This is a genomic window from Serratia sp. D1N4 (assembly GCF_054552755.1).
In genome coordinates this window covers 2,312,220-2,337,096 of the sequence record NZ_CM137274.1, presented here as the reverse complement: position 1 = coordinate 2,337,096, position 24,877 = coordinate 2,312,220, and the positions used below count along the sequence as shown (strand labels likewise).

Genomic DNA, 24,877 nt, shown 5'->3' with positions numbered 1-24,877 from the left:
TCAGGTCATCACTTTGCAAGCGTGAGTACAATCCGACAATATAAAAAAAGACACATAAATATCAATTAAATAACATAAAAATCGCCGTTCAACGTCTAACTCTTCATCTTCACTAAAAATCCACGCATTTGCGTGGATTTTTGTTTTCACAGCGCCGCATCGCATGAAAACTCAGTCAAAAATAACTACGCAGATGATTCCGTCTTCATTGTAGGAGAGCCGCACTGCCTAACCCTATTCGAGTTAGCAAGAACCTATTGGAACAGGTTTTTAATGTCCAAATGTAACTACTTCTCTTTCTTAAGTCTTTTTTAAGCCTTGCGCTCTATATTTACTCTTATCAGCAAGAGGAGCGAATATGAGCATACACATCCAAGCACCCTATCAGCTTTTATTCTCTCAGGATAATGTCCATAAAGCGTTATTACAGAGCTATATACAGAATGAATATGGCCGGGAGTTTAATGCCACCATCCCTCATTTCCTTCCCTATCTTTTAGGTATGTACCGCGCAGACGGAGTGCTAGTGGGAGCCTGTGGCCTGGGCCGGGCAGATCTTGGCCCCTTGTATCTGGAACGTTATCTAGATGCCCCCATCGAGGAGGTTATTGCTACTCACACAGGGGAAGCCGTATCACGTAGCCGCCTGGTTGAGATAGGTAACTTTGCCTGTTCTGAGGCTGGGAATGCGCGAATCATGTTTGCAGCCATTTGCCAGTTACTCTGCGATAACCAGCTCGACTATGTGGTATTTACCGGAACCAAGAAACTGAGAAATATCTTCCACCGGCTGCATCTGAATCCGGTTGAACTGGCCCCTGCCCTGCCTGATCGGGTAGGAGTAGAGGTTAACGATTGGGGAAAATATTACCAGCAGCAGCCCTGCGTCATGATGGGAGAGCTCAAGCAAGGTCGCCACGTTCTGAGTAAAACCAGCTTGTTACTTTCATTATTTGGCCCAATGCCGGACATTTTTCCAGTACAAATGAGCGTGCAGCTATGATCCTCTTTGAGCGTATTAAACAAATTGCGGCTGCGGACCCTTCTCGCCCCGCATTATGTGATAGTGAGCAGGTCATCAGTTACGCTGAGTTATTGCAAAAGACAGCGTCTCTGGCGGAGAAGCTCAAAAATGAGCAGGTCTCACGGCTGGCCCTTTTTCTGGATAATGGGTTGAAGTGGGCCGTTATCGATCTTGCTTGCGCATTAGCCAATATTGTCATTATCCCTGTGCCCGTTTTTTTCAGTGCCGAACAGCAAGACTGGCTGCTTGAAAGCAGTGGTGCTGATGCCTTGATTGGCGCTGCGCGTGTCGGTTGGATAACGACCCCCGGTTTTGAATATGCCCTGCAACGTCGGCAACCGCCATCAGTTCCTCAATTACCGGCACATACGGCAAAGATCACCTACACATCAGGGACCACCGGGCGGCCCAAAGGGGTTTGTCTGAGTTGGGAGCACCTGATGCAAGTCAGTTTATCACTGGCAGAACGCGTCGCTCCGGCGAAGACTCAACAACATCTGGCGCTGTTACCCCTTTCGACATTACTTGAAAATATTACCGGGCTGTATGTGCCACTGTTAAGCGGTGTATGCAGCCGTATCCCTTCCCTTGCTGAAGTCGGGTTTACCGGTTCCAGCCAATTTTCCTACCAGACCCTTGCACAAGCTATTGAACAATGGCGCCCACACAGTTTGGTGTTAGTACCAGAACTGTTGCGCTTATTGGTGATGTTATGCGGCATAAATCCCGATCTGGCCAAAAGTTTGCGTTTTGTGGCGGTTGGGGGCGGCAAGGTGGCGGAGGCGTTAGTGGCTAAGTCGCATCAATTAGGGCTGCCGGTTTTTGAGGGATATGGCTTATCAGAGTGCGGCTCCGTTGTGGCGCTTAATGCGCCAGGGAACGTATTGCCGGGCTCTGCGGGAAAAGCGTTACCGCATTGTCAGATCAGCATCGCGGAAGATGGCGAGATCCTCGTTTCTGGCGCAGCAATGCTCGGCTATCTCGGGGAGCCGATCGCTGACTCCTGTGTAGCAACAGGTGACTTAGGGTATGTGGATGACCAAGGTTTCCTGCATATTACCGGGCGTAAAAAGAACGTTCAGATTACCGCCTTTGGCAGAAATTTTTCCCCGGAATGGGTTGAAGCAGAAGCCCAACTCTTCCCCGCCATATCACGCATTGTCGTCTTTGGTGATGGATTGCCAGCCAATGTGGCGTTAATCCACCCCACGCCCGGTTATGAAAACAGCCTCGCTGAGCAAATATCTCAGCTTAATGGCCGGTTACCTGATTATGCGCAGATTCACCATTATATTTTGGCGCAGTTAAGTATCGAAAACGGTTTGTTAACCGCGAATGGACGCCCGCGCAGGGCGCAAATATTGTCCGAATATCAAACCCGCATCCACCAGTTAACGTCAGGAGATATCATATGAGTTTTTATCAACAGCTACAGCGTGAAACGGCGTTGGACAGAGATAAACTCCTTGCAGCTCCGGTCATAGAGGCTTGCCGGAATGGCAATATTAATGCCGAAATGTATATCGCGTTTCTGACACAGGCTTTCTATCACGTCAGCCATACCGTTCCTTTGTTGATGACGGCAGGCGGTCGTATGGGCTCAGAGTATGAATGGGTGCGTGGCGCTATTGCCGAATACATTGATGAAGAGTACGGGCATCAAGAATGGATCTTAAATGACATCAGGACCTGTGGTGGAGATGCCGAAGCGGTTCGCCACGGCCAACCGGTTCTGTCGATCGAATTGATGATTGCGTATCTCTATGACCATGTCTCCCGCCTTAACCCTATGGGTATTTTCGGCATGGTGCACGTCCTTGAAGGAACCAGCGTCGCGATCGCAACGACCGTTGCGCAACAGCTCAAACAGGGGTTGGGATTACCCGAAAAAGCCATGAGTTATCTCAGCTCACACGGTGAACTGGACAAAGAGCACCTGGCCTTTTTTGAATCGTTAATGAACAAGGTCGAAAAAGCGGAGGATCGCGCAGCAATTATTCATTCTGCCAAAGTCGTTTACCAACTTTACGGCGACATGCTGCGTGGCCTGATGGACCAACCACAATGAAACTCGATAACAGCCGTATTTTGCTGACTGGCGCCAGCGGAGGAATTGGGCAGGCGCTCGCCCATGCACTGGCAAAACAAGAGGCCGGTCTCATATTACAAGGGCGTAATGAAACGGTTCTCAAGCAGCTCCTGAATGCATTACCTCACCCGGAAAAACATCAAATATGGCTGGCCGATCTTTGTGACCCGGTGGCAGTCGCGGAGCAAGCTGAGCGGCTCCGCCACCAACAAGGCATTGATATCTTAATAAACAACGCCGGAACTAATCACTTTGCCTGGCTTGAAGATCAAAGTGAGCAACAGATAACGCAGCAGTTATCGCTGAATATTCAGGCTCCGATACTACTGACTCGAGCCTTGCTGCCTTCTATCAATACGCCTGGAATCATTATGAATATCGGTTCCAGCTTTGGCAGCATTGGCTATGCCGGATACAGCGTGTATTGCGCGAGTAAGTTTGCGCTGCGCGGTTTTAGTGAAGCACTTTCACGGGAACTCGCCGGTTCAAACATTAACGTTCTCTACTTTGCCCCTCGGGCCACGCAAACCGCACTGAATACCGACGCGGTTTATGCCATGAATGCCGAATTAGGCACCCAAAGTGACAGCGCTGAATTTGTTGCCAAAGAGGTCGTTATTGCACTTAACCAGGAAACCAAACGACGCTGGTTAGGCTGGCCGGAGCGGTTCTTTGTCAAGCTGAATGCACTTTTCCCAGGTGTTGTCGATAAAGCATTAGCCAAGCAGCGGCATATTATTGCGCGCCATGCCAAGGCTTCCCTTGCGAAGGAGGATCCTCAATGAAAAAACTACTGCTACCGTTCATACTGCTTGGCTGCACCAGTGCCTATGCCCAGAGTGACTTGGTTGATATTCAGAATCAATGGGCGGTTTGCCAATATCAGGTTCCCGAGAAACAAAAAGAGCTCTGCCTCGAGCAGCTCAGCTCCGTCGCAGACCAAGCCAGCTCCGCCAATGGCGCTCGCGCAGATTTGTTGATTTGGTCTGCGATTGTCAAAAGTAGTTGGGCAGGCGAAAAAGGGGGGCTGGGCGCTTTAGATCTGGTCAAGGATGCGAAAATGAAATTGGAATTGGCAATCAAACTTGATCCCAAAGCGTTGGAGGGTTCAGCCTATACCAGCCTTGGCACACTCTATTATCAGGTTCCTGGTTGGCCCATAGGTTTTGGTGATAAAAAACAGGCTGAATCGCTGCTGAAACAGGCTTTACAGATCAATCCAACCGGTATCGATCCAAACTATTTTTATGGCGATTTTCTTTTAGAACAAGGCCGTAAAACCGATGCTAAAGGCTATTTGCAGAAAGCGCTGGCGGCCCCGGCACGCCCTGGCCGGGAATTAGCAGATAAGGGACGTCATCAGGATATTCAAAAACGGCTCGAAAAACTCTGAATTAAGCGCAAAATTGCATAATTACGCAGCAGGTGCTGAAGGTGTGGCCACCCTCTCCCTAAGGGAGAGGGTGAGCCTTAACTGACCAGCATTACGCAATTGCGTGGATTTTTTTATTGTGCCTCAGGATATGACCAATCAATCTGCCGTTACGGTGACTGGGGCGGTTTCATTCTGTGCGGCGTCGATCGCACTGATCAGGTACGTATAACTTTTATCCAGACTGTCGCTGTCCTGGTAGCTGAAGTTATTGCCCTTACCCCGCCATACTTTGGCAACGATATTCTTGGGATCGGCAAAGATCGCATTTGGCTTGCCGGTACCGCGATAGATCACATAGTAGCGTGCATCGTTATCCGCGCTGTCCGACCAGTTAAAGGCGTTTTTACTGCCAGATACAAAGTGGGCCTGTTGCGGCAACGTGGTCACTTTCTGGTCCAGCCAAGGTTTGCTCGGTGGTAGTGTTGGCGTGCTGAGATAGGTTTGCGCAAGCCGCTCAATAGAAGCGTTCTTTGCGCCGTAGGCCCCCTGCTGTGCTACAGGTTGTGCTGCAACATTAGCCACCAGCAGATCGTTATAGCTGAAGAAAACGCTGCCGGAAACGTGGCTAAGCTCCTGATTGTAGCGCATCTGGTTAGGGATCTCCTCGGGGTTCATCCAGGCAGCATCAAAGGAGGCATTGGAAACATGCTTATAGTTGGCATGGCCGATATAAAGCTGCGTATGTGAACCTTCCATCTGGTTATTCCACCAATTGGTCAACTCGCCATAAGGGGCTGCCGCTTGGTCAAAACTCCAGTAAATCTGTGGCACAACATAGTCAACCAGTTCCTCTTTAACCCACTTCCGAGTATCGGCAAAAATACTGCCACTGTATGACTGTGAAGAACCGAGCGGCGTATTAGAGCCCAGTTCGTTGCGCCCTTTATGCTCCCAAATACCAAACGGACTGATACCGAACTGCACCGCCGTACCCTGCTGCTGGTTATGCTGGGTGATGACGCTCTGCACGCGGCTAATCAACCGGGTAACGTTATCTCGCCGCCAATCTTCAATCCCTTGTGGGGTATCAGGGTACTGGTTATTGACCAGGCCATAGGCTTCAAACGCTGCTCTATCCTCGCCCTTATCACCAAACTGCACATTGGCACCGTTAACCGTGATGCGGTATGGATAAAAGTAATCATCAAAATGGATAGCATCAACGTCGTAGCGGCGCACCACTTCTTCTACCGTGTCGGCCACATGCTCAATCACTTCAGGGATGGCCGGATTTAAAAACAGCTTCTCATCAAAGCTCAGCACCCATTGTGGGTTTTTTGCTGCAAAATTATCTGCAGACATAATCCCGGCGCTGACCAGATAGCCAATCTGCTGTTCCGTACTCAAAGATAAAATGTCTTCAGCAGATAAACCCTGATCATTATTTTTTAACAAGCTGCTAATCTTGGCATTGGTCACACGGTACGGGTTAAACCAGGCATGATATTCCATCCCACGCTGATGGGTCTCTTCAATCATCCAGGTCAGGGGGTCATAGCCAGGATCTTTACCCTGCTTACCGCTCAGATACTGCGACCAAGGGTTAATCTCGGAAGAGTAATAAGCGTCCAGCATCGGACGTATCTGGAAAATCATCGCATTCATATTCAGCGCAGTGAAGCGGTCCAGTATGCCCAGATAGGTCTTCTTAAAGGCTTGCTCACTGTTGACCATCGGCATATTAAGATTACCGATGGTTGCTACCCAAGCACTCCTGAAAGCCTGCTTCGGTGGAATATAACTATCGGGGATACTGATAAGCTGATTGGCTCCCTTATAAAGGTCAACAGGAAGACTAATGTCGTAACCATACGTCCCGTCACTGTTTTTGACGTATTTATACAAAGGAGAAAAAGTTTGTACCGGCTTATCAGTATTACCGTTATCGGTATTACCACCTTCAGTATTACCGCCTTCAGTATTGCCACCTTCAGTATTGCCACCTTCAGTATTGCCACCTTCAGCATTACCACCTTCAGTATTGCCACCCTCAGTATTACCGCCGTCAGTATTGCCGCCGTCGGTATTGTTATTATCGGTACTACCAGTGTCCGTCGTGTTAGTGCCGTTATTAGTTGTCGTCACGCCAGAGTCACAACCAAACAGCATCCCAGTAGCAAGAACCATTGCGATCATTTTTGCTGCGATGGAAAGAGAATTATTGTGCATATTCAGAGTCCTTTACGAGTCGATAATATAAGGCTGAGGCGGCCTCATGCCGCTTCAGCCTCCGGTAATAGCATTACCAGGAATATTTGACGCCAGCGGAATACAGACGGAAGTCCTGCTGGTTATTATCCCCATGAGTAATGGTCACAACCTTGCTGTTTTTGGATTTATCCCAATGAGTAGTTTCCCATGCCATATTAGTCCATAACGTTACCTTAGCAGTCAGATTATAGTTAACAATCAAACCAAGTCTTAACCCGCCTAAATCTGCACTATTAGTCGTTTCCCCGGTTAACGGGTTATAGTTCTTTTCGCTCAGGAAGAAGCGGAAATAAGGTTGCAGGTTCCAGTCTTCGTTAATCTTGGTAGGGAAATAACCACGAATCTGATTCTGCTCCCAGGTTTTAGTACCGCTACTGTTCCAGGTCCAGTCGGTATAGTACATAAACTTGGCGGTGAAAGTGTCGTTAAAGCGGTATTGTAAACCATGCTCACTTTCCCACTCCCACTCGTTGATATAAGGGCCTGAGAAGGTGTTGTCGTAATAGTACCCGGCATCCCAGAACACAAAGGACAACCGATCGTTAAATTTATAGGCACCGCTTGGGATCAACCAATATGAATGGTATGAGTTTTTAGCCGGTTGCCCAGACCTGACATCATTCGACTCTTTTCTGTAGACAAAGCTGATATTCAGGTTACCTTCATCACCCTTATACAGCTTACGGTTAGCCTGCAACTGCAAACGGTTACGATTATAGGAGGTTTCTCTGGATTCATAGCCGGTAGTATAATTTCTCATAGAGACCTTATACTCCATAAAGTAACCCCAATCAGAGTCAGGCTTATTAAGGCCTAACTGAACTGCCGGGCTAACTTTATCAAAAACCCGCTCACCATTAACTCGGTGGCCTCTAAAATCTTCAACCTCTAAAAAAGTATTAGTATTAACCTGCCATGGAAGAGCCTGTAATTCTTGAGCCTCAATTTGATCGTCAACTTTAGCCATAGCAGAAAAAGGATGCGCGAATAGCGCCAGCGAAACCAATGCCAACTGATAGTTCTTCATATAATACCTTGCCAATTTTAAAAAAAGTGAATCCAAGCCTGTTTTCACAGGCTATCCCCTAAATAATTCAAGTTGCAGAAAGGCAATTAGCTGCCTCAAAAGCATAGATAATTCGTGTTATTTGCCAATACTCATACAACTTGAAGCCTGCCGCCGGTAATCAGTAAGTTAATCCGTGCCCAAACGGATAAATAATATCACCCTGCGGATTTCTGATATCGACAGGCAACTTACCTTTTGGCGTATTCAATGCTGAATGACTATCACTGGTTTTAAATAGCGTTCTGACACCCGCTTTAATATTGGCTTCCAGAGAATTTCGGTTATTATTGGTTACGTCAAACCCCGTAATGCCATAAATAGCCACGTTGGCTTTCACATTATCCAGATAAGCGATGTCATAAGGGTTGCGAGAGGAAATAACCACCAGCGGTTTATTCAGCTTCGCAGCCTGATTGATCACCTGTTGTGCCGCAGTATCTTTAGCTTTCAGGTTATAGGTCACCAGTATGACGAAATCATTGGCCTTGATATTCGCTACCAGATCGTTTGGCAGAGTCTTTTCATCCAATTTGAATGCAGAACTGGTTACCGCGATCTTTTGCCCCTTAAGTTCGCTGGCAATAGCCTCCAACTCATTGCTGATAATCTTGTTGCGGGCATTTTCATCTGAGATCACCAACAGATTATTTTGTGCTTTCAGTTGATAAGGCAGCAGACGGTCATTCTTAATCAGCGTGATGGCGCTTTCAGCAACCTGCTTCTCAAAGCGTTTATGCTCCGGTGATGCCACTACGGACTTGGCGTAATCCAGAGTATGTGGGCTGTAGGCCGTGACTTTATTGGCCAGTTTAGTCTCAACCACCTGCGTTGCCGCCTGCTGCAAACGCGCTGCAAGCTCAGGTTTTTTCTGGCTTTCCGTTTCAAGATAACGGTAGAGATTTTCCAACTGTTCAATACCCTGCGGATCCCAGATATGTACCGGCATAACGATAACGTCGCTACCCGCCATCAGCGCCATTTCAGTCGCTTCAGACGCACCGAAGTTATCGGCAATCGCCCCCATATCCATCGCATCGGTAAATACCAGCCCTTTAAACTTCAGCTCATCGCGCAGAATACCGCTGATGATTTTCTTGGATAAGGTCGCGGGCAGGCCAATCTCAGTACCGTCTTTTTTGGAGATCATTTTGGTATCATCCAATGCCGGCACGATAATATGCGCAGTCAGCACCGCATCAAGACCATTCTCAACGGCGTTTTTGAAAGGCACCAGATCCGTTTTCCGCCATTCACTTTCCGAATAAGAAACCTGCGGCAAACCAAAGTGCGAGTCGGTTGCTACGTTGCCATGGCCAGGAAAATGCTTTGCGGTCGCCAATACAGAGTGCTGATGCAGCCCTTTAATATAAGAGGCCGACATGCCGTTGACCAAGTCAATATTGCTGCCGAAGGAACGCACGCCGATCACCGGATTGTTTTGATTGGTGTTGACGTCCAGCACGGGCGCAAAGTTGATGTGCACGCCCAAGGCGTTGAGTTCTGCGCCATGCACTTCGCCAACCCGCTGCGCCATACTTTCATTACGGGTAGCAGACAGTGCCATATTACCCGGCATTTCTGTTCCCTCACGCAAGCGCGTCACGTAGCCCCCTTCCTGATCGGTACTGATCAGCAAAGGCAACTGATAACTGGCTTTCTGCAAGTCTTGAATCAACTGGTAGCTCTGTGGCGTGTTGATAAAGTTCTCACGAAACAGGATCACCGATCCTAAACGATAATCTGTGATCGCTTTGGCAAGCTCTGCTGGCAGCACCGTCACATTCTCAGGTTCACCCGCCGCATTCTTGCCCCAGTTACGCACGTCCAGCATCAAGATCTGACCAATTTTTTCCCTGGTACTCATTTGCGAAACAATCTGTTCCGCATTTTCTTTGGGCGCTGCCCACAAGGATTGTTGTTGGCTGACCGTCATCTGCGCATAAGCGCTGGTGACTGCTAGCCCGGCCATGCACGCTGCAATGGCCGTCATTCCGATTTTTTTCATTGTATTTCCTTTTCGTCATCCTAGAGAATTCAAAATAATAAATTCCAAAAAATAAAACAAAAAAGAATTTAATATTCTTGTTATCGGTCACACTCCTTATCAACTCGAGCAAAAAATAGACTCAAATTTAGGATATTCCTTATAATATAAGTATGTAGAGCATCTAACCGAGCCCCATTGCCATGGGGTATAAAAATTTATTATAAATCAATACGATAAGATCATTTTAAAATATAAAAATTTGATTTAATGACAAGAAATCATTCATGAAGCGAATGATTAAGTGCTCGGAGTTATTTATGCTCAATTATTTCACTGACGGGTAAAAAATATGCGTCACGTTCACTATTTACGCATAATTTGCTTTTTATAGGCATTAAAAATGGGTATATTTTCAGGGAGTAAGCGCTTAAAGCTGCTTATTTTTCGGGGTGGAAACGGGGAGGAAATTCTCTTGCTTTGCAAAAGATCGCTTCCCCATTTATTACTTACAACGATCAAGATGGCCTGAAGCAACTTTCTACCAGGGTTGGGGCATTAAAGATTAATGGTGCCGTTAATCACCGTTACCGTCGGCCCACCAATCCAAATGCCATCCTCACGATACTGAACCGTTATACGGCCATTGCGTTGGATTGCGGTTCCCTGACGAGCGTGATAATCCTCCAGAGATCCCCGCGAAGCGAAATAACGCGCCAAGCAAGCATTGGCACTACCGGTGACCGGATCTTCCGTCAGTGCTCCATGTTCAACCATCAAACCACGCACCTCGAATTGCTCGTCGCCATCGCTACGTGGCCCAAAAGGCATTAGGCCATTCACCTGCGCGTGTTTCAGCAGATGCTCTAAAACGCTGACGTTGGGTTTCACTTTTAACACGGCTTCGGCTGATACCATTGGCACCAACAGCCAGCGAATCCCCATATCAGCAATAGTTACCCCCTGTTCCGTATCCAACAGCTCATTGTCAAACACAGTACCGAGCAGCACATCGCCAAACGGCGTGAGAACTGCCTCCGGTGCCGCAAACGCCAGCGCCCCCGAGGAATCAATCTTAATGGTCACCAGACCAACGCCACACTCCTGCACGATTTGCTCTGGCACTTGTGGCACCAGCCCAGCCTCCAGCAACGCATGCGCGGTACCCAGCGTAGGGTGGCCAGCAAACGGCAACTCACCTTCAACAGTAAAAATACGCACCCGATAGTCGGCCTGCTTATCCGTCGGGGTTAACACAAAGGCAGTTTCAGATAAATGCGTCCAGCGGGCGATCGCCGCCATTTCGTCATCGCTTAACGCGTTAGCATCCAGAATGACTGCCAACGGATTACCGCTAAAAGGCAATTGGGAAAAAACATCCACCTGCTTGAAAGCAACTGTTCTGGTCATAGCACACTCGTTGGTTCTACTTTATGGACGGCCGATAAAAATGCGCTGAAAAATGGTAAAGGGATGTGCGTTTTTTCACCAACCCGCTCGATTTATTGATACTGATAAGCATCAGGCCATTTACGATGGCCTTAACATTATCAGGCCAGACATCTTCAGTAAAACACATGACTTCTGTAGCAATATCTTTTAATTCAGGCCGCTAACCATGAAAATCGCACACCAAAGAATCATTGACGGCAGAAAGTACCAGTTGGAATTTTATGATGGCTTTGACCAGGGTTTTCTTGATGAAACCCACTGGCTACCTTATTACCTGCAGCAGTGGAGCAACCGGGAGTTATCCACCCCCCGTTTCACCTTTGGTGAACACGGGTTCTCGCTGAATATTGAGCCAGACCAGCAACCCTGGTGCCCGGAGTTTAACGGTGCCGTCAGAGTGTCCTCTTTGCAGACCGGGGTTTACTCAGGCCCGCTGGGTTCAGCGCTTGGGCAGCATCGCTTTTCGCCTGATTGCAGAGTACGTGAAGAACAGGTAGCGGAGAAAAAGTACCTGCCTAAATACGGCTATTTCGAACTGAGAGCCAGGTGTGATATTGCTGCCAGCAACGTCGCTGCCTTATGGATGATCGGTTATGAAGATCTGCCCGAGCGCTCCGCTGAGATTTGCCTCTTCGAACTCAAAGGCAAAAATATCCATCACGGGCATGCCCTGCTCGGTTACGGCGTTCATCCTTTTGGTGATGCGAAGATTGTCGATGAGTTTTATGAAGAACCCTTCGAGCTTGATGTCACCAAATTCAATACGTACGCCATTGAGTGGACGGAAAACCAAATTGGTTTTTTTATCAATCAGCGAAAAATACGCACTATCCATCAGTCACCGGATTATGAAATGCAGCTGATGCTCAATATTTATGATCTTGAAAACAGTAACGCAGGAAATATGCGTTTCTTTATCGATTACGTAGCGGGATTCCGCCGTTCAGGCGGCTAAATCACCACGCCCAACGGGCGTGGTGGTCTAACAACATCAGGCGCTAGGTGCCGCCTCCAGCAGTTGCTTTTTCAGTGCGCTGTATTGCTGTTGTACTTCCGCCTCTGCCCAAGCCTGATCGGCAATAGCATCAACCCGCACCGCACAGTGTTTAAATTCCGGCGTTTTGGATACCGGATCAACATGATCCAGCGTCAGCTCATTACAGGCACCGATCCACCACTGATAGGTCATATACACCGCACCGGCATTCACCCGCTCGCTGACTTCGGCACGTGCCATCACCTTGCCACGGCGTGAGGCGATCCACACCAGCGCCTGGTCTTCGATCCCCTGCTGAGCCGCGTCATCAGGGTGGATCTGCACATAGCCCGGCTCATCCGCCAGCGTCTGCAATGCCGAACAGTTACCGGTCATTGAGCGGCAACTGTAGTGGCCCACTTCACGCACCGTACACAGCGCCAGCGGATAGGCTTTATCGGTTTTCTCATGCGGCGGGATCCACTCAGCGCTGCACAGGTAACCTTTACCCGTCGGCGTACTGAATTTATTACCTTTGTACAGATAAGGTGTGCCGGGGTGATCTTCACTCGGGCAAGGCCAGGCCACATAACCCAAACCAGCCATTTTCTCGTAGGTTGCACCGTAGAAGTTCGGGCAGAGCTGGCGCAATTCATCCCAGATTTCATTGGTGTTGTGATAAGACATCGGGTAACCCATGGCGCAGGCCAGCAGGCTGACGATCTCCCAGTCGGGTTTCACATCGCCAACCGGTTCAATCGCCTTGCTGAAACGCTGAAAACCGCGATCGGCACAGGTATAAACGCCCTCATGTTCCCCCCAGGACGTCGCGGGCAGAATCACATCCGCCATATAGGCGGTTTTGGTCATGAAGATGTCCTGCACAATTACCAGTTCTAACTGTTCAAAGGCGGTGCGCATCGCCGCCAAGTCAGGTTCAGTCTGGATCGGATCTTCGCCAAAGATGTAATAGGCTTTCAGCTTGCCTTCGGCCACCTTGTGCGGCACGTCGGTGATGGCATAACCAATCTCCTTCGGCAGGCTGTCAACGCCCCAGGCTTTAGCAAATTTGGCGCTGGCAACGGCATCGCCAACCTTCTCATAGCCTGGGAACGTATTGGGCAACACACCCATATCGCAGGCACCCTGCACGTTATTCTGGCCACGCACCGGGCCAACCCCAACGTTAGGCCGCCCCAGGTTGCCGGTTAGCAACGCCAGTGAAGATAGCCCCTTGACCACATCCACCGCTTGCCCCCACTGGGTCACGCCCATGCCCCACAGGATGGTGGCGGTCGGAGCCGCAGCATAGGTACGGATGGCCTCGCGGATCTGCTGCGCCGTTAAACCGGTGATATCGGCCACGTATTCCGGCGTGTACTTCGCCACCGTCTGGCGCAGTTGCTCGAAGCCTTCGGTGTAGGATTCGACATAGCTCTTGTTGTATAAGCCTTCTTCGATCAGCACGTGGATAAAGGCATTCACCAACGCCATATTGCTGCCGTTCTTCAACGGCAACCATTGGTCGGCAATACGCGCGGTTTCAATGTAACGCGGATCGCAGACGATCACTTTGGCCCCTTTGGCTTTCGCCTTCAGGATGCGCCGCGCCACGATCGGGTGCGAATCCGCGGCGTTATAGCCAAATATCAGCAGGCATTCGGTATTTTCCAGCTCATTAATCGAGTTGCTCATCGCCCCGTTACCGAGCGTTTGCTGTAACCCCGCCACCGACGGGCCATGGCATAAACGGGCACAGCAATCGACGTTATTGGTGCCGATCACCGCACGGGCAAATTTCTGCATCACATAGTTGGCTTCGTTGCCCGGGCCGCGCGAGGAACCGGTCATCATGATCGCATCCGCGCCGTGCTGCTGTTTGATGGCAGACAGCTTTTCGCTGACGTAGCCGATGGCTTCATCCCAACTGACTTGTTCAAATTCGCCGCCGCGCTGGCGGCGGATCAGCGGTGAAGTCAGGCGTGGGGTCAGCAGTTTGGTATCCTGCAAGAAATCCCAGCCGTAATAGCCTTTCAGGCACAGTTCGCCCTGGTTAGTAACGCCATTGGCCGGTTGGGCACTGACAATTTTGCCATTCTCCACCAGCAGATTAAGTTTGCAGCCAGAGCCGCAGTACGGGCAAACGGTCGTGATTTTTTCCATTATGTTTCTCCCTATTACCCTAAATAATTCGAGTTGCAGGAAGGCGGCAAGCTCGTGAGTCCCCAGGAGCATAGATAACTATGTGACTGGGGCGAGTGAGCGCAGCCAACGCGCATGCAACTTGAAGTATGACGGGTATGGCTCTGATTATTGCAACAGATTCGGTGTAGAGCCGAGTGCTGCACGCTGCTGTCTTTCGCGCTGCATGGCTTGCAGATCGGCGGGTTTGATCAGCTTCAGCGCCGCTGTCGGACACACCTCAATGCAGGCCGGGCCAGCGCTGCGCCCGTCGCAGAGATCGCATTTATTGGCCTGCGCGCGGCTGTGTGTGCTGCCATCACGGTTGCTAGCGTGATTAACCACCACCTCCATCGCGCCATAAGGGCACACCACCACGCAGGTTTTGCAGCCGATGCAGCGTGACTGCATTACCTGCACACTGCCGTTATGGTTATAGATCGCCTCGTTCGGGCAGGCATTCAGGCAAGGGGCATTCTCACACTGGCGGCACAGCATCGGGGCACTGACGCTGAAGGTTTTCATCACCTTCAGGCGCGGGTTAAAGTTTTCCGGCGTCAGCGGTTGTGGGTTTTCCCCCAGATGTGCCATTGCACAGGCGATCTCGCAGGTGCGGCAACCGATACACTGCTGCATGTCGGCGATAACAAATTGATTCATCATTTCTCTCCTTAGGCCGCGTTATAGAACATTGAGATAATAGGCAATGCTTTCTGCGGCTTTGCGCCCTTCAGCAATGGCAGTCACAATCAGATCGGCGCCGCGCACGATATCGCCACCGGCGAAAATCTTGCGGTTGCTGGTTTGATAGGGATAACCCGCCACGGTGGGCGCCACCACCCGTCCTTGTCGGTCTAATACCACATTGTGCTCGGCCAGCCAGCCCATCCGGTGCGGGCTGAAACCAAAGGCCATGATCACCGCATCGGCAGGCACGATATGCTCGGAACCCACCACTACCACCGCCTGCCGCCGCCCTTGGCTGTCGGCCGCGCCCATTTCGGTACGCTGCATCTTAATGCCGCTGACGTTGCCCTGTTTATCCACCACAATGCTCAACGGTTGCAGGTTGAACATAAATTCAGCGCCCTCTTCACGGGCATTTTTTACCTCCCGCTTGGAGCCCGGCATGCTTTTCTCATCACGCCGATAGGCGCAGATCGCCTGCGTCGCGCCATGCCGCAGCGAGGTGCGCACACAGTCCATCGCGGTATCACCACCACCCAGCACGATCACCCGTTTGCCCGCCATATTGATGTAAGGGCTTTTCGGGTTATCGGGATAGCCCATCAGATGCTGGGTATTGGCAATCAGGAACGGCAGCGCAGCGTGAACCTGCGGTGCATCCTCGTTTTCCAGGCCGGAACTCATGGATTTATAGGTGCCGACGCCGAGGAACAGCGCGTCATATTCATTCAGCAGGGCTTCCATCGAAACATCTTTGCCAATCTCGGTATTCAGGCGGAACTCAACCCCCATATCAGTGAAGATTTCACGCCTTCTGGCCATCACGTCTTTTTCCAGCTTGAAGGCCGGAATGCCGAAGGTCAGCAGGCCACCGATCTCCGGGTAACGATCAAATACCACCGGTTTGATGCCGTTACGCACCAGAATATCGGCGCAGCCGAGCCCCGCCGGGCCAGCGCCGATAATCGCCACCCGCTTGCCGCTGTTTTTGACCGCGGACATATCCGGCCGCCAGCCCATCGAGAACGCGGTTTCGGTGATATAGCGCTCAATATTGCCGATGGTGACCGCTCCGCCGTGGCCGTTCAGGGTGCAGGATTGTTCGCACAACCTGTCCTGCGGGCAGACCCGGCCACAGACTTCCGGCAGGCTGCTGGTCTGGTGCGACAGTTCAGCGGCTTCCCAAATCCGCCCCTGATCGGCCAGTTTGATCCATTGCGGGATCTGGTTATGCAGCGGGCAAGTCCAGGAACAGATGCTCTGCTTACCACAGTTAAGGCAGCGTTCCGCCTGCTGGTGGATCTGCTGTTCGCTGAATGGCTGGTAGATTTCTGCAAAGGTGGTTTTACGTAATTCCAGCGGGATTTTGCTGGCCTCCAAGCGCGGCGCTCGCGGCTGTTGTAGCAGATTACGGATCGGTTTTGGCTGTGCCTGATGGTTTACCGCCGTTTTCTGTTTAACCACGCTGCCAAACAGTTGGCTATGCAGATCGCGCGCCGCACTGCGCTGGCGCTTTTGCATCTGCTGTTCCACCAGAGTTTTGGTATCAACCAGGCTCAGCGCATGAGTTGGGCAAGCGCGCACGCAAGCCGGTTCCTGGTTCAGATCGCTACACAGATCGCATTTCTGCGCTTCGGTTTTCTGATAACTGTCCGCCAGGCGATGATTGGCCGGTTGCACGGTTTCGGTCACCACCGTCATCATGCCAAACGGGCAGGCCACGGCGCAGGCTTTGCAACCGATGCACTTCTCCTGGCTGACCTGAATGCTGTCATGACTTTGCACAATGGCCCCGGTCGGGCAAACATTGGCGCAAGGGGCATTTTCACAGTGATGGCAGAACACCGCCGTATTGGCATTCGGGCCCTGAATCACTTTCACCCGAGGGGTGAAATACTCCCGCTGGCTGGGGTAATCCCCATGATGATGAGCTGTCACACAAGCCACTTCGCAGCTTCGGCAGCCTATACAGGCCTCTGATTCTGCAACGATAAATTGATTCATAGTATCCTTTCCGAACAATTTGGCTAAAAAAGGCATCAATAAATGGTTAGCGTTATGACCTTTTATATCGCTGGCGTAGGCAGGTATCTTCAGGGTTATAACCATGTAAATGTAATGGTTATAATTAATTACATTCCATGACATTTCGCATGAAACAAGCGTACTGCAAAAATTTATGCAAAATTGCTCAGAAAAGTGGGGGTTAGCGAGAGCTTGAATACGTAGGAAAGGATGCAAAACTTTCAGCTTGTCGTCCGTCGTCTATGATTAGAGCAGTGGGAAAACATTCATCCAAGGTTGCTTCTATGCTAGGCCATTTATCTGGGCTAAAAAATCGTTACCCATTGCATATCCAGATTGCCGCGCTGTTTATGCTGCTGATTGTTTCTATCGGCAGCGCGATTGTTATTTTCAGCCATAGCCAATTGACCAAATTAACCGGGATCAGCACCAACCAGCAGTATCAGAAAACCGGTCAGGCTATTGCCGCTGAATTAGATGCGGTGACGCGAACCATGATGATGTCGGTCAATATTCTGACTGACATGCCGATTACCGAAGCCTCAACGTTCGAGCAAAGAATGGCTGCTGTGGGTAAATTTATTGAAATACTCAAGCAGAATGATTATGCCAGTTCGATATACATCGCTTATTCCAATGGCGATTTCTTTATGCTGCGGCGCGTCACTGAGGCTAGCCGCCCCATTTTCCAAGTGCCAGAACATGTGCAGTGGATAGTACAAAGTAATCGTTTTCTAGCCGATAAGCCTGAATACCGCATGGTTTATCTGGACAGCCAGCAACAGGTGGTCGCCGACAGGATCCTCGACAATCCCCCCTTTGATCCGCGTACGCGCAGCTGGTTTATTGAAGCAGCAAAACAGCACAGTTTAGTCACCTCGCCGATTTATACTTTCAAAGGAACAGGGCTGGTTGGCTTCACCTATAGCCGCCAAGCGGATAACGGACAGGCCGTTATTGGCCTGGATGTGACGCTGTCTTTGCTGTCGCAATTTTTACAGCAGCAGCATCTGCCCCCCGGTAGCCAAGCGGCCATTATCAATTTTGCCAATCAAGTTATCGCCAGCCAGCCGATAATCCCGAATGCGCAGATGCAAAATGATAAGAGTTTCAACGGCATCGAACATTTTCCAGTATTAAAAGCGCTGTTAGATCTTCATCATAATAATGGCGCTGATAACCAAGGTAATAGTCTCCTGTTTAAGACACAGGGCCAAGATTGGTACGGTTCCATTGTCAACATCGAGAATAATAGCAATAACTATCAGTTGGTGATTGCGACCCCGGCCGCTTATCTCATCCTGGGGGCCAATTCGATTCGTAACCGCTCAACGTTGGTGGCTTTTGTTCTCTTGCTGCTCAGCCTGCCGCTTGTCTGGTATTTCTCGTTACGCATCTCCAGCCCGCTAATTAGCTTACGGAAAGATGCCGAAGCCATCAGCAATCTGATCTTTGATGATAGAGAACCTGAACATTCGGTCATTGAAGAAGTTGACGATTTACATCGCGCCATGTCCAAAATGAAACAGACGCTGAAGCAATTTATTTCGATGGGCAGCATATTGTCGGCCAAAGACAATTTCCCTCAACAAATGCAGGGGTTGCTGAATGAAACCGCAGATATCGCCGCCATGAACGGCGGGGTGATTTTCCTGACCGATAAAAACAAAGATATCTTTACCCCTATCGCTTTCCACTGGAACGACCAAGACATCCCAATATCAGAGATTGACGCAATACCATTCGATCCCGATAACTTCGCCACATTTTGGCAGATCCGGGAAGGCCAATCGGTTTCTGGGGTGTTGGATCATGAGCATATTCCCACCCCGCTGCGCGCATTTTTCCAGACCTATCTCCCTCTGCACTATATTGCCGTCCCCATGCAAACGCATGATGAAGAGTTATTAGGATTCTTATTGCTATTTAGTACTACCGAATTAAATGCCGAACGCCAGAGCGCCAAAGTACAGTTGGTCAACGCGCTGGTCGGCAGTTTATCTGTCGCCATAGAAACGCAGTATTTGTTGCAAGAGCAAAAAAATCTGCTGAATGCCTTTATTGAGCTGATCGCCGGAGCGATTGACGCCAAAAGCGCCTATACCGGTGGCCACTGTCAGCGCGTGCCCGAGATTACCAAAATGTTGGCCAAGGCGGCCGTTGAGGTGCAAGACGGCCCGTTCGCCGATTTCGCCCTGTCAGAAAACGAGTGGGAAGAGTTACACATCGCCTGCTGGCTGCACGACTGTGGCAAGATCACCACGCCGGAATTTGTGGTGGATAAAGCCACCAAGCTGGAGCTGATTTACGATCGCATTCACGAAATACGCATGCGCTTTGAAGTATTGAAAAGAGAAAAAGAGATCCTCTCGCTGCGCAACCGGCTCCCCACCACCGACGATGCGGCGGCGGAACAACAGCTGGCAGAGGAACTCCGCCAGTTGGATGAAGATTTCTATTTTATCGCCCAATGCAACGTCGGCGGTGAGTTTCTGTCTGACGATGCGCTCGCGCGCATTCGGCAGATTGCCAGCTATCAATGGACCCGCACCTTGGACGATACCGCCGGGGTTTCTCAGGCCGAATGGGCACGCAAAACCCGCCAGCCAGCGCGTGACTTGCCGGTGCAGGAAGCCATGTTGGCGGATAAAGAAGAGCATATCGTCTATCGGGATAGCAAAAATCACCTGCCAGAGAGCTACCAGTTCAAGCTCAAGGAACCTACTTATCTCTATAACTACGGGGAAATTTATAACCTCTCAATTCGCCGGGGCACGCTGAATGAAGAAGAGCGTTATAAGATCAACGAGCATATTATGCAGACGATTATTATGCTGAACAGGCTGCCGTTCCCACGCACGATGGCGAATGTGCCGATCATTGCCGGTGGCCATCACGAGCGTATGGACGGCAAGGGTTACCCCTATCAGCTGAACTATCAGCAAATGAGCATTCCGGTCAGGATGATGGCAATTGCCGACGTATTTGAAGCGCTGACCGCCGCCGATCGCCCTTATAAGCCAGGTAAAATGTTATCAGAAGCGCTGAAGATCATGACGGCGATGGTGAACGAAAATCATCTGGATCGTGAGTTGTTTATTCTGTTCCTGCAATCGGGCGTCTGGCGCGATTACGGCGTGGCCCATTTGCAGGCAGATAAAGTCGATGAAGTGGATATTGCGGCGCTGATACAGAAACTCGGCCCGCAGAATATCACCCTGTGATCTCAATAAACCAATACCCGCAACTGCCTGCGGGTATTGGTGTTCATCTGCCTAGGGGTTAAGAAGCCGCTAGCCGTGGATTAACAAAAAACATGCAACCGGCGGCCAATAATGACGGTAGGGCGAACGCCATAAAGTTTTGTTGTAGCGTTAATTCCATATCGATTAACAACCCCCCCGCAAAAGGGCCGAGAATCGCCCCGATACGCCCGATCCCCAATCCCCAACCCAGCCCCGTCGACGTCATGGTGCTGGGGTAAAAACGGGCGACATAAGAGGTCATGGCGATCTGAGTGCCGATCGTGCTGGCTCCGGCGATAAGCAGCAACAAATACAGCAGACTCATTGAGCTTTGAGCGCCTAAAAGCGCAATCGTCACCGATCCCAACAGGAAGTAACCGATCAACACGGTTCTACCGCTCACTTTATCCATTAGCCAGCAACTGCTTAACGCACCGGCAATGGTGCCAAAGTGTAAGGTAAACAGGAACATCAGGCTGGAACCCAAAGGATAACCGGCCTGCAGCATCAGTTTAGGTAACCAGGACGTCATGCCATAGATCACATACAGCGACATAAAAAAGACCAGCCAGATCATCAGGGTGCTTAATAGTCGGCCCCCGGCGAATAAATCCCCAATGGCCATTTTTACCGGGCCAGCACCGAGAGTCGATTGGCTGACAAATTCGGTCCCGGGTTGATGAATATAATTCGGATCAATTTTTTCCAGCGCACTCTTTAAGCGTTCATTTTGTTTGGTTTTAATTAAAAAGGCCGCTGACTCAGGCAGATGTTTTAACATCCAGGGTAAAAACAGAATGGGGAAAATGGCAACATAGAATATAGACTGCCAGCCCAGCAGCGGAATTAAGTAGATACCTAATATTGCAGCCCACATTCCACCGATGGAATAACCACTGAACATTAAGCCTACCATTAAGCTGCGTCTGTTTTTCGGCGAGTATTCGCTGGTCAGCGCGGTAACATTAGGCATCACGCCGCCTAAGCCTATGCCAGCAATAAAACGGCACCAGCCAAACTGGTTGGCATTAACGGTAAACCCACAGAGAAAGGTAAATAAGCTGAAGGTAATCACGCAGAGGGTAATCACCTTCTTTTTACCTATTTTATCTGAGAGCGAACCCAGTGAAAGTGCGCCCACCATCATACCAATCAGCGTATAGCTACCCAATAAGCCAGCCTGAGTGGCGGTTAATCCCCAGTCAGCCATTAACTTGGGGAGAATAACCCCCAATACGGCCAGGTCATAACCGTCGAATATAATAATATAAGCACACCAAAAAATAGTGAGACGGTGGATATTCTGAAACTTTGCATTGTCGATTATTGGCGTAATATTAACGACGTTTAACTCGATCTGAGCCATAGAAACGCTCCTTGGCGTAAAGTTATTGATCGGTAATCAGCTGGAAACAAAGCGCTCAAAATAGACCTGATGTTCGGCTACCGGTTGGGCAGACAGCCAGTTGCAGGTCGCCTCGATCATCGGCGGTGGCCCGCACAAATAGGCATCGAACGGTTGTTGCAGCAGATGGCTTTCCAATGCATTGGTCACCCAGCCTTTTTTGCCCTGCCATTCAGCACCGGGATCGACCACCACCACCTGATAGCTGAAATTGCCAAGCCGTTGGGTCAATGAGTCGAGCCGCTCCAGTTCGCTGATCTCACTCTCGCGGTTTACGCCGTAATACAGTGCAATAGGTTGCCCACCATCCCCTTGTTCAGCCAGGCTTTCCAGCATGCTGAGAAACGCCGACAGCCCGGTTCCCCCGGCGACAAACAGCAGCGGACGCTTCACTTCACGCAGGTAGAATGCGCCGAACGGGGCGGTAAAACTGATGCTATCCCCCACCTGACAACGCTGGCGTAAATAGTCACTCATCAACCCGCTCGGCAACAAACGAATCAAAAAGCGCACTACCGAAGATTGCGCGCTGGCGCTGGCATACGAATAGGCACGGCTTTCCTCACTGCCGGGGATTTGAATACGCGCATACTGCCCCGGCAGATAGTGCAGCACCGGTTCCCCCGCTTCCAGGGTGATTTCCAGAGTGGCAACGGTATCGGAGAGCAGGTTCAGCGCGCTCACCCGCCCGCGATAGTTCTGCTGGCTGATGTTGCAAATGCTGGAGTCGATATCAAAGTAGAAAGAACCTGGCGACGTCAGCCGGGTCTGGCAGGCCAGCATATAGCCCTGCGCCAGATCGCTGGCGCTCAGCGCATCATCATCGACATACTCCATTTCGATGGTTCCCGACTCGCAGCGCCCACGGCAGGTGGCGCAAACCCCTTCACGGCAGTCCAGCGGCAGCTGGATCCCGTGGCGAAAAGCCGCATCCAACAGTTTTTCGTGTTGCTCGACCTGAATAAACTGCGTGAGTCCGTCCCGGAAAATAATGGCGGCGCGATGGGTCATGGTTACTCCTGTATCATTACTGTTTATAGCAACGGCGGCCGCAGCCGCCGTACCAAAGCTAATCAGAGATGGTAGAAATCGAGCACTGAGTCGATCTTGTCATTCAGCAGCAGCACGTGTTTCCCCGCAATTTTCAACTGTTCGTCTTGCCAGCACAGACGATAGTTGGCACGACCAAAGAAATGGCGGCTTTCGCCAAAGCGGTAGTAGTGCGTTACCCAGTTGACGCTAACGGCCAGTGGGTTATTTTCACCCGCCTGGCAGCGCACGTTATCAATCAGGTGCAGCGTACGCGGCATCGGCGTACAGGCGGCTGACTTACCGGTGCGAATACGGAATACCCGATCCTCCAGACCAGAACGGTTGGCATAGTAGATCAGCGACATTTCGCGCTTTGGATCCTGCGTGTACTCATGTTCACTGCGCCACTGCGGCACATGAAACTCGGCATCTTCGGTGAAATAGCCAAGATAGCGATCCCAATCCTGATGATCGCAGGCCTCTGATACCTGGAATAAAAATTGTTCAACGGCATATTGCTGCTGCTCAGGCGTAATGTTTTGCATGATTTATCTCCGTCATTTCAGCGGGCCGCCGCCTGCGCTATTTTTTTCTCCAGCCCTGCCAGCATCATCTGCTGCCATGCGCGGTGCTGGTTGACATACAGCCCTTCATGGGTAATTTCGGTACCGGTGATCGCAGGCGCTATATTTAAAATGTCGCTGTTGCGCGTTGCACCGTATTGCCAATGCTGATGCCCACGGGAGATATCGCTCCACGGCGTGCTGCGCGCTTCAAACCCGCGCTGCTGCTCGCGAAACTCCACCAGATCGTCCGGCGTTCCCATGCCGGAAACGTTGAAGAAGTCTTCAAACTGGCGGATACGGCTTTCGCGATCCCGATCTGACTCCCCTTTCACCCCCAGGCACAGGCTGATCACTTCAGTTTTATTCCAACTGACCGGGCGGATAATGCGCAGTTGAGAGCTGATCTGATCCATAAAGAACAGGCTGGGATAGATATTCAGGTTACGCAGACGATGCATGGTCCACTGCGCGCGCTCCTGCGGATATTTATCCAGCAGGCGCGGCATGATGCGGCCATAACCGGGGCGCACGTCAGCGGCGTTGGGCATGTCGCTGAACAGCAAACCGTGACCATGCTTGAACGAGAACCAGCCGTCGTCGGTATCTTTATCCCCGGCACCCAGCTTGCTGTAGTCAAGCGTGCTGTCGCTGGCACCGTTGCGTTGGATATTCAGCTCACGGCGGTGGTTGGCCGTCGAGACGTAGTTATAGTGAACGGTGCTGACGTGGTAACCATCCAGCCCATTCTCATTCTGTAACTTCCAGTTGCCCGGATAGGTATAGGTCGAGATACCGGGCAGCACTTCCAGTTCGGCGCTTTCGGACTGCTCCAGCATCATGTCGAAAAACAGCGTGGTGTCGCCCAGGAATTCGGTCAGGCTCTGTTCGGATTCGGTATCCAGGCTGATAAACACAAAGCCCCGATAGCTGGCGATGCGTGCCGCTTTTAAACCATGGCGGCTTTTATCAAAATCAGTGCCGTATTCCGCCGGGGCTTTGACCTTTGCCAATACGCCGTCGGACTTGTAGCACCAGGCGTGAAACGGGCAGGTAAAGGTGCTCTGGTTGCCTTGGCAAACGCGGGTCAGGGTAGCACCGCGATGCTGGCAGGTATTCGCCAGCGCGTGCAGTTCCCCTTTGCCGTCACGGGTGACCAGCATCGGCTGGCGGCCCGCTTGCACGGTGATAAAATCGTGTGGATTAGGGATCTGGCTTTCGTGGCAGGCAAAAATCCACTGCTTCTCGAAGATCAGCTCCATTTCCAGGTCAAACAGCTCCTGGTTGGTAAACATTGAGCGGGCGATGCGATAAACCCCCTCCTGCGGCCGAAAGTCGAGGCTGTTTTCAATAACATGCTGCCAGTTTTGTAGTTCTTGTGGCGTGCTCACATTAATGCTCCTGTTATACCCTTGGCCCCCGGCTCCGCATATGCAGTGCCAGGCGGCTGAATATATTAAAATAATGAAGGCAGGCGTTCGCTCCAGCGGACGATATTC

Annotated in this window: 18 protein-coding genes; 7 read left to right on the top strand and 11 right to left on the bottom strand. The window is 50.7% G+C overall.

What is annotated here, in order from left to right:
• The first annotated feature begins 358 nt into the window (after positions 1-358).
• The 5 genes from ACX1CU_RS10090 to ACX1CU_RS10070 are packed head-to-tail and all read left to right on the top strand — an operon-like array spanning position 359 to position 4,506.
• Positions 359-1,003, top strand: coding sequence for a thermostable hemolysin (locus tag ACX1CU_RS10090; protein WP_459402421.1), 645 nt, complete (start codon positions 359-361; stop codon positions 1,001-1,003).
• Entirely contained in the window at positions 1,000-2,439 is a 1,440-nt protein-coding gene (locus ACX1CU_RS10085) for an AMP-dependent synthetase/ligase (protein ID WP_459402420.1), read from the top strand. Before ACX1CU_RS10090 ends, ACX1CU_RS10085 begins: the two co-directional genes overlap by 4 nt.
• Positions 2,436-3,092, top strand: coding sequence for a TenA family transcriptional regulator (locus ACX1CU_RS10080; protein ID WP_459402419.1), 657 nt, complete (start codon positions 2,436-2,438; stop codon positions 3,090-3,092). Before ACX1CU_RS10085 ends, ACX1CU_RS10080 begins: the two co-directional genes overlap by 4 nt.
• Positions 3,089-3,898: an SDR family oxidoreductase gene (locus ACX1CU_RS10075; protein ID WP_459402418.1), complete on the top strand. Its 810-nt coding sequence runs from the start codon at positions 3,089-3,091 to the stop codon at positions 3,896-3,898. Before ACX1CU_RS10080 ends, ACX1CU_RS10075 begins: the two co-directional genes overlap by 4 nt.
• The gene (locus ACX1CU_RS10070; RefSeq protein ID WP_459402417.1) at positions 3,895-4,506 is read left to right on the top strand and encodes a tetratricopeptide repeat protein; all 612 of its coding nucleotides are present in this window, start codon (positions 3,895-3,897) and stop codon (positions 4,504-4,506) included. Before ACX1CU_RS10075 ends, ACX1CU_RS10070 begins: the two co-directional genes overlap by 4 nt.
• A 138-nt stretch (positions 4,507-4,644) precedes the next feature.
• Here the strand turns inward: ACX1CU_RS10070 and ACX1CU_RS10065 are convergent, their stop codons facing one another.
• The 4 genes from ACX1CU_RS10065 to ACX1CU_RS10050 all read right to left on the bottom strand — a co-directional run bounded on the left by ACX1CU_RS10065 (position 4,645) and on the right by ACX1CU_RS10050 (position 11,222).
• Positions 4,645-6,717 carry a glycoside hydrolase family 10 protein gene (locus tag ACX1CU_RS10065; protein ID WP_459402416.1) on the bottom strand — a complete coding sequence of 691 codons (2,073 nt, stop codon included), beginning with the start codon at positions 6,715-6,717 and terminating at the stop codon, positions 4,645-4,647.
• Between the two features lie 73 nt (positions 6,718-6,790).
• Positions 6,791-7,786 carry an OmpG family monomeric porin gene (locus ACX1CU_RS10060; protein WP_459402415.1) on the bottom strand — a complete coding sequence of 332 codons (996 nt, stop codon included), beginning with the start codon at positions 7,784-7,786 and terminating at the stop codon, positions 6,791-6,793.
• A 160-nt stretch (positions 7,787-7,946) separates the two neighbouring features.
• On the bottom strand, positions 7,947-9,833 hold the full coding sequence (locus tag ACX1CU_RS10055; RefSeq protein WP_459402414.1) for a glycoside hydrolase family 3 protein: 1,887 nt from the start codon (positions 9,831-9,833) through the stop codon (positions 7,947-7,949).
• 537 nt (positions 9,834-10,370) lie between these two features.
• Positions 10,371-11,222 carry a PhzF family phenazine biosynthesis protein gene (locus tag ACX1CU_RS10050; protein WP_459402413.1) on the bottom strand — a complete coding sequence of 284 codons (852 nt, stop codon included), beginning with the start codon at positions 11,220-11,222 and terminating at the stop codon, positions 10,371-10,373.
• A 208-nt stretch (positions 11,223-11,430) separates the two neighbouring features.
• Between ACX1CU_RS10050 and ACX1CU_RS10045 the strand changes: the two genes are divergently transcribed.
• Positions 11,431-12,219 carry a glycoside hydrolase family 16 protein gene (locus ACX1CU_RS10045; protein WP_459402412.1) on the top strand — a complete coding sequence of 263 codons (789 nt, stop codon included), beginning with the start codon at positions 11,431-11,433 and terminating at the stop codon, positions 12,217-12,219.
• Between the two features lie 36 nt (positions 12,220-12,255).
• Here the strand turns inward: ACX1CU_RS10045 and fdhF are convergent, their stop codons facing one another.
• The 3 genes from fdhF to aegA form a co-directional block, all read right to left on the bottom strand.
• Positions 12,256-14,403, bottom strand: a complete 2,148-nt coding sequence (fdhF, locus tag ACX1CU_RS10040; RefSeq protein WP_459402411.1) for a formate dehydrogenase subunit alpha — start codon at positions 14,401-14,403, stop codon at positions 12,256-12,258.
• Between the two features lie 147 nt (positions 14,404-14,550).
• Positions 14,551-15,081 (bottom strand): 4Fe-4S dicluster domain-containing protein, encoded by a 531-nt coding sequence (locus ACX1CU_RS10035; protein WP_459402771.1) that lies wholly within the window; start codon positions 15,079-15,081, stop codon positions 14,551-14,553.
• Between the two features lie 21 nt (positions 15,082-15,102).
• Entirely contained in the window at positions 15,103-17,112 is a 2,010-nt protein-coding gene (gene aegA / locus ACX1CU_RS10030) for a formate-dependent uric acid utilization protein AegA (protein ID WP_459402410.1), read from the bottom strand.
• 305 nt (positions 17,113-17,417) lie between these two features.
• On the opposite strand from aegA, the gene ACX1CU_RS10025 reads away from it, so the two are divergent.
• A complete protein-coding gene (locus tag ACX1CU_RS10025; protein ID WP_459402409.1) occupies positions 17,418-20,357 on the top strand; it encodes an HD domain-containing phosphohydrolase in 2,940 nt (979 codons plus the stop codon).
• Between the two features lie 58 nt (positions 20,358-20,415).
• Here the strand turns inward: ACX1CU_RS10025 and ACX1CU_RS10020 are convergent, their stop codons facing one another.
• The 4 genes from ACX1CU_RS10020 to antA form a co-directional block, all read right to left on the bottom strand.
• Positions 20,416-21,744, bottom strand: coding sequence for an MFS transporter (locus ACX1CU_RS10020; RefSeq protein ID WP_459402408.1), 1,329 nt, complete (start codon positions 21,742-21,744; stop codon positions 20,416-20,418).
• Positions 21,745-21,780: 36 nt separating this feature from the next.
• Positions 21,781-22,794: an anthranilate 1,2-dioxygenase electron transfer component AntC gene (antC, locus tag ACX1CU_RS10015; protein WP_459402407.1), complete on the bottom strand. Its 1,014-nt coding sequence runs from the start codon at positions 22,792-22,794 to the stop codon at positions 21,781-21,783.
• Positions 22,795-22,856: 62 nt separating this feature from the next.
• Positions 22,857-23,360: an anthranilate 1,2-dioxygenase small subunit gene (gene antB / locus ACX1CU_RS10010; RefSeq protein ID WP_459402406.1), complete on the bottom strand. Its 504-nt coding sequence runs from the start codon at positions 23,358-23,360 to the stop codon at positions 22,857-22,859.
• A 17-nt stretch (positions 23,361-23,377) separates the two neighbouring features.
• On the bottom strand, positions 23,378-24,769 hold the full coding sequence (gene antA, locus ACX1CU_RS10005; RefSeq protein WP_459402405.1) for an anthranilate 1,2-dioxygenase large subunit: 1,392 nt from the start codon (positions 24,767-24,769) through the stop codon (positions 23,378-23,380).
• Between the last annotated feature and the right edge of the window lie 108 nt (positions 24,770-24,877).